The organism is Moorena sp. SIO3I6 (assembly GCF_010672095.1).
Genome location: NZ_JAAHHU010000046.1, coordinates 38,200 through 44,876, shown reverse-complemented (window position 1 = coordinate 44,876; position 6,677 = coordinate 38,200). Strand labels below are relative to the sequence as shown.

The 6,677-nt window shown below is 44.3% G+C and carries 7 protein-coding genes; 5 read left to right on the top strand and 2 right to left on the bottom strand.

From position 1 onward, the window contains the following. Positions 1-230: 230 nt before the first annotated feature. Positions 231-797, bottom strand: a complete 567-nt coding sequence (locus F6K49_RS15640; protein ID WP_293046243.1) for a hypothetical protein — start codon at positions 795-797, stop codon at positions 231-233. A 986-nt stretch (positions 798-1,783) separates the two neighbouring features. Between F6K49_RS15640 and F6K49_RS15635 the strand changes: the two genes are divergently transcribed. Genes F6K49_RS15635 through F6K49_RS15625 form a run of 3 tightly spaced genes read left to right on the top strand, consistent with a single transcriptional unit; the run spans position 1,784 to position 2,623 of the window. After that, on the top strand, positions 1,784-1,909 hold the full coding sequence (locus F6K49_RS15635; protein WP_293046240.1) for a hypothetical protein: 126 nt from the start codon (positions 1,784-1,786) through the stop codon (positions 1,907-1,909). A gap of 14 nt (positions 1,910-1,923) precedes the next feature. After that, positions 1,924-2,403, top strand: coding sequence for a substrate-binding domain-containing protein (locus F6K49_RS15630; RefSeq protein ID WP_293098115.1), 480 nt, complete (start codon positions 1,924-1,926; stop codon positions 2,401-2,403). 49 nt (positions 2,404-2,452) lie between these two features. Next, positions 2,453-2,623 (top strand): hypothetical protein, encoded by a 171-nt coding sequence (locus tag F6K49_RS15625; RefSeq protein ID WP_293020977.1) that lies wholly within the window; start codon positions 2,453-2,455, stop codon positions 2,621-2,623. Positions 2,624-2,637: 14 nt separating this feature from the next. Here the strand turns inward: F6K49_RS15625 and F6K49_RS15620 are convergent, their stop codons facing one another. Further along, positions 2,638-3,135, bottom strand: a complete 498-nt coding sequence (locus tag F6K49_RS15620; protein WP_293071955.1) for a hypothetical protein — start codon at positions 3,133-3,135, stop codon at positions 2,638-2,640. 456 nt (positions 3,136-3,591) lie between these two features. On the opposite strand from F6K49_RS15620, the gene pstS reads away from it, so the two are divergent. Both pstS and F6K49_RS15610 read left to right on the top strand, forming a co-directional pair. Next, positions 3,592-4,611, top strand: a complete 1,020-nt coding sequence (pstS, locus tag F6K49_RS15615; protein ID WP_293020981.1) for a phosphate ABC transporter substrate-binding protein PstS — start codon at positions 3,592-3,594, stop codon at positions 4,609-4,611. Between the two features lie 121 nt (positions 4,612-4,732). Next, complete coding sequence (locus tag F6K49_RS15610) at positions 4,733-6,673, top strand: iron uptake porin (RefSeq protein ID WP_293020983.1); 1,941 nt, start codon at positions 4,733-4,735, stop codon at positions 6,671-6,673. Positions 6,674-6,677 lie beyond the last annotated feature (4 nt).

The window sequence follows — 6,677 nt, the reverse complement described above, 5'->3', positions numbered from 1 at the left end:
GCAACTCCTCAGTTTGATAACTGATACAATTGTTTCAACTGTAACTCCCAAACCAACTACGAACAAAGGATCTTTTCCACATCTGCTCATCCTTTTGTAAACAAATATTAATTTCGCCAGCCGTATCAACTTTGGGGGACTTTGAAAGTCTTTTTCCCCCCAAAATTGGGGGGCTAGGGGGGCAAAACCATACTCAGAATCAGCAACGCCAGGATTCCAAAAGAGTAAGATCAAGGACTGCGATTGCTTTCAGTATCAGCGATCTGATCACGTTCCTCTGTAACTGCCCCAGACTCAGAGGTCGGTGGCTGAATTTTTTCTTCCAGTGAACTAGAAGTGAACTGAGGCAAGAGCATCAAGATGGCAGTACCAATAGTCAGAAGAAATTGCACAGCGAAAATTAGGCGTTGAGAGTTATCTGCTATCGATATACTAGAATTAACTAATTGCCCCAGTAAATTTTGAGGCGGTCTGGCAGGGTCAGAGTGCATGAGAGCAAGAGCAAGAGTAACTATTTGATCAACGTTTTCCTTGGGATACAAAACCTCAACAGTTATCTCAGTTAATTCAAACCACAAAATCCTTTTGTGCTCTACGCAATAAATAATCCAATCTCCTGTAGACAGCTGGAAATGATAGCAGTTAGGTCTATGGAAATCTACTGGCCTCTCTCCTATTATTTTTTTGCCCTTGCGCAACCTATCTAAAAAGTCTTGATAGGCGGTGTAGGACTGAGGAGATAAATGACTTCTGGCGTATTGGCGGACTTGTTTTGTTTGTTTGACGGCAATCTTCATTCTGAACTCCTTTAGAAGGAGTCCCCAAAGGGCTGCTGTCTTGAGGAGAAGACTGATTTCTTAACAACTCTTCAGAGTCCAACGCCTTATCCGAAGCTTCCTGCAACAATTGTGATGCGGTTGAATCCAAAAGCCGAAGATAGTACTGCAACTGGGCGTATTCAGGCATTGAAATGACAGCCGCATACTGTTCACCATCTTTGGTGACAATATGGGGCTGACCCTGGCTAGCTGACTCAAGACAGCTGTCCAGCGTCTGAAGTAATTGAGAAGTCGAAACTTCTACTTCTAGACGAGAGCCTCTCATGAGGTACTCCATTTCAATTGCCGAATACACCAAGCGCTGACCACCAAACGGATTTCTTTCTGCCGCTAAACAATTTACTTTTGTTTACAATTAACTACTTTTACTTTTGTTTGTTTACTTTTGTTGTGAATTATGTTGTTTGTTTACTTCTCTTCTAGCACCTACTCATTATTCCTTACGCTACATTAATTTAATGTCTATTGGGGTGCGCGCGGAGGCAAGTAATTCGGGTTTTCAAGGTGCGGGAGAAAGAAACCACATATATACTAGCAAATTTTAGAAGGGTTGAAAGAGTTGGCACGAACGAACTTTTCCGCAACTTCTTGCACTTGGGGGTTTTCCGATACCTGGCACAGGCTTTCCAGAAAACAAATCTGCCCAGGTGAGGACTTCTTCTTACTGTGCTTACCCTTGATTTTCATTCCAGCTAATAATTTGTTTAAGAAGGATTATGCGATCGCGTAGCGTGACCAAAGGTCAATCGCAAAAGTCCTGAACGCTTATCCCTGCTTGACTTCAGGTGCTGGAGGAGCTAATCCGGATCTCGAAATGTCATGCTTTCCCCCATAAGCTGATAGCTGATAGCTGATAGCTGATAGCTGACAGCTGTAGCAATCCGTGTAGGAATTGAGAGAATTTTGATGCCATATTCCCTACTCCCGTCTTGATGCAGTCGCTCATGGGGGAAACCCCCAAGACCGCGCTGCATCGCTACTCCCTACTCCCTACTCCCTGTTCCCTGTTCCCTGTTCCCTTTGCTATGAATGCTTACTTACCAACTATCTGTACTCTTAAATTATCCTGAATCCTTATAGACAAATGAGTTTAGCTCTAATCAAGTCCCGTCGGACATTGATAACCTTAACAGTTACAGTTGCCATTGTATTGATTTCACTCAAGGCAGCAAGTGCAATACCATTGTTTGGTGCCGGTGCATCATTTCCCCAACCCCTTTACCAGCGTTACTTTTCTCAATACCAACAAGAAACCAGCGTTAACGTAAATTACAGCACCATTGGCAGTGTTACTGGCATTGAGCAATTCATTAACGAGTCTGTTGATTTCGCTGGCACTGATATGCCCCCAACCGATGAGGAGAAAAGTCAGATGAAACGGGGTTTACAAATGGTGCCCACAGCCGGGGGAGCTGTGTCAGTGATTTACAATCTCCAAGGTGTAGTCTCCTCTGTCAGACTATCTCGGGAGACTCTAGGCAAAATCTTTACAGGTCAAATCGGCAATTGGAAGCAAGTTAACACTTACCTGCCCAGAAGAGTAATATCAAATTCGGTTGAATAACCATACTTCCGTCGTTAGGAGAGCAGAGAACTAGCGATTTAGCACGGTCTTGGGGAGGCAGTGCCTTCAGGCGGGGGTTCCCCCCATCAACAACTGCTATAGTTTCCAGCATGAGCGACAGCATCAAGACTGCCGAGGTACACAGGATTTTTTCCCTGATCCAAAGTTCCCTTTTCCCTACTCCCTACTCCCTACTCCCTGCTCCCTAAAACCTAGGTAGAGTTAGTCCCTGGTTCAATAGGTAAAGAGCATCAACCTCCCACCCTTGGACGGCATTTCAATTTGAAGGTTGTTGCCTTGCACATCCTTACCATTGAATTCGTATATAACGTCTGTGGCCCGGACGCTCCTTCTTATCACAGTAGGCTGGAAGTCAGGTAGCCAGACTCTTAGACCTTTGAGTACTTCTGGGGGTACCTGACTTTGGTCAATTTCTTCTTCAACCTGCTGAATTTCCCCAATGGCATTGACATCCACTTCAAAGCGGTTGCCCTGGGAGTTCTGACCACTCAGTCCATAGATTAGCTTGCCATCACCCCCAATCTCGATTGCTGCATCCGTGGGTGAGACACCAGCAGCAACAGTGGCCGCAGTGATAGCAGGAGCTGGCACTTCAGAGATAGAAATCTCCTGATATATCCCCCCAAAGCTTTGGGCAAATGCCTTGCCAGCTGGGAGACTAAGTGCAAGGAATGAAACCAGTGTCAAGCTAAATTTTCGCAGTAAACTCATCTCCATGTCACACCAAAAAAATGTTTCCTTTCTTGTAAAATAGCATTAAACTTGGCTTAGAGTTTTATAGTAAACTCTCTGATGAGATAAATTTGATTGCCCACTATTGATTGCCCACTTATAACGCCAGTAAAATTGGCGAAACTTTAGACTTGAAATAGTCGTCATATAAATTATATTGTTATGTAAGCTATCAGCTATCAGCTATCAGCTATCAGCTATCAGCTAATGAGGTGCTTTTGAATAAAACAAGTAAGCATTGGTTTAATCTCTGTTACATCAGCTGACGGTTCCATAGCGTGAGCTTTTAGCTGAAGGCTGACAGCTCACGGCTGACCGCTGAATGCTTACATTGTTATTGACGCGATGGACGAAGTCCCGCTTTCAGCGATCGCGTAATCTATAGGATTAAGAATACTAAAAATTGTAATACTAGAATAAATTAAGGATACATTAATGATTGGCTATCAATTTTTTTGGCAAAAGGTTTTAACAGCAACAGCGGTAACCGTTACCGTTGGCTTTGGTTCTATCAGTGGTGCGATCGCTCAATCCCTGACTGGTGCGGGAGCTACATTTCCTGAACCTCTTTATCGGCGTTACTTTAGAGAATACCAAGAACAAACAACCGATGTAAAGCTCAAATACAGTGCCATTGGCAGTGGTGGTGGGATTAGACGATTTCTGAATCAGTCCGTTGACTTCGGAGCGAGCAATGTAATTCCAACTCCTGTAGAGAGAAACTCAATGAAACGGGGTTTGTTGATGGTACCAACGGCTGGAGGATCTTTGGCTGTGGTTTATAATCTTCAAGGAATAACCACCGATGTTAAGCTATCCCGAGAAACTCTAGGTAAAATCTTCACAGGTCAAATTTCTAATTGGAAGCAAGTTAACTCCCGCCTGCCAAACCGTAAGATTCAAGTAGTTGTCCACTCAGGTAGTAGCGGTACTAGCTTTATTTTTACTAAATATTTGAATGAAATTACTAATGGCAGAATCCGAGCCAGTAGAAAACCTAATTGGGGCTTTAAGGTCTTCTCTAGTGTTCCGGGAAATGGACCAGTAGCTAGCGAAGTTAAGCGAATTGACGGTGCCATTGGCTATGTACCAGCGAGTTATGCTAAACAGCTTAACCTACCAATGGCCAGGCTGGAAAACCAAGCTGGTCGCTACGTCAAGCCTACGGTTGATCAAGCGAATAAAGCCCTAGACAATGTGCAGTTCAATGATGACTTCACCATCGAAAATATAGATGACCCAGAAGAGGGATATCCAATTGTAGGTATAACTTGGCTGTTTGTCTACGAAAAGTATCCTAAAGCAGAACTAGCCCAAGGGGTTAAAGACCTGATAAATTGGATTCTGACTGACGGTCAAGACTTGAACGAAGATCTACAGTACACTCGGATACCGGAAGATGTTGCTAACCGAGCCATCGAAGCTGTGAATAACAACATCAGGGTTGTTCCATAGAAGGACAAAAGTCAACAGAAGGCAAAAGGAATAAATTTCTTTTGCTATCCGTGTATCGCTGTTATTGGTGTGGTATTGCCTTCGAGCTTTTACCCTTTATTTTTCTTGTGTGAGGAGAATTGTGAAAAAATTTTGCGGTGCATTACCACTGACACCGATAGTACTTGGTGTCCATTTGGTAACCATTACCCCCGCCATGGCTGAGAGCAAACTAGAAACCTTGACAGCAGATTGGTCAGATGTTAACCCCAACCAGAAATATCTAGCGCGAGAGTACTTAAAAACTCCCCCAAAAACTCCTCAGTTAACCGACCAATTCCACCATGAACTGGAGTTTAAGACCACTACCTCTATTCCCCATTCTGGGATATCGACAGCTAGCTTGACTAGTCTAGAGTCACCGCCAGACCTAGAGGTGGCAGACACTGTGAGTAATCCCTTTATGGGTCAGGTAGCACCGATTTCCAAACTATTAGACATCCCATCTACTCAGACTAACTCCAATAGTCTAGATAATAGTTTAGATAATAGTCCAGATAATAGTTTAGATATATCCCAAAACTTAGGTGTGACAGATCCGTTGAGTAATGGACCAATGGAGCGGGTAACACCAGTTTATGAACTGTCTGATGTCCAACCTACGGATTGGGCTTACGAAGCACTACAGTCTTTGTTGAAGCGCTATAGATGCCTGACTGGTTACGAGGATGACACCTATCGCGGTAACCGCGCCCTGACTCGCTACGAGTTTGCGTTTGGCTTGAATTTTTGCCTAAATCGGGTGAATGCCATGATTATTGGGAAAACAGCCAACTTGGTAACGGAAGCTGATTTAGCAGCAATGCAAAGGCTACAAGAAGAGTTCAGTGATGAATTGGCTACTGTACAGGCTCGGGTCGATAACTTGGAAGGGCGGGTTACTTTCCTCGAAGACCATCAGTTTTCTACTACTACTATCTTGCGTGGGAGTGTAGATATTGCTCTAGCTACTGGCTTTGGGGGGAAAAAAGCAGTTCCTTCTGGTCAAAGCCCAACAGAAGATTTTGATGATACTAATACTCTGTTGGGAGGCCGGGCAACTCTCAACTTTGACACCAGTTTCACTGGTCGAGACCTTTTGCGCACTAGACTTCGGCCAGGGAATACCAGTAACTTTAGCACTGGTTTCACCGGCACAGCCATGACAAAGTTTGGTTTTGCCACTAATACCGGCAATGATGTTAAATTAAACCAGCTGTTCTATCGGTTTCCCCTAGGTAATAAAGGTCTGGTATCTATAACAGCAGCAGGTCAGGGAGCAAGTGCTTTGATTCCCACCCTCAATCCAGTATTTACCATTTCCAGTTTTGGATTCAATAATTACATCTACGACTTGGGTTTTGGCGCTGGTGCTGCAATATACTATCAATTCAATGACGTGATTGCTACTGGAGCAGCCTATTACACTGGTTCTGCCTCTAATTCAGACTTTGGACTGTTCAATGGTGCCTTTGGTGCTTTGGCTCAGGTGACCCTCACTCCCTCTGATCGTTTTGGTATGGCCTTGACCTATGTCCGGTACTACTCTCCTGAAACAGCCAACACTGCATCGTTTCTCGGTAGCGAATTCGCTCAATCTCCCTTTGGCTCAAATACAGCCACCTCATCAAATAGCTTGGGTGTATCGACTAGCTATCGATTTAGCGATCGCTTTACCCTAGGGGGTTGGGTTGGTTATAGCAATGCGATCGCAGAATCCTCACCCCGCAACAATGATTTCGATGGATCAACCGGATCAAAAGCAGATATTTGGAGCTGGGCAATTACCGCCGCTTTCCCAGACATCGGAAAACTAGGCAGCCAGTTGAATCTAATTGTTGGCATGCCTCCGAGACTAGCTAGTAATGATGTTGCTGGTCGTCGCGATCGCGATGTATCATACCATCTCGAACTGTCTTATCGCTACCCACTCACTGATAGAATCTTTATCACTCCTGGTGTTTTGGTGATTATCGATCCAGAACACAATGATGAAAATGATACCATTGGGGTTGGACTGCTGCGAACCCAGTTTAATTTCTAGTGGG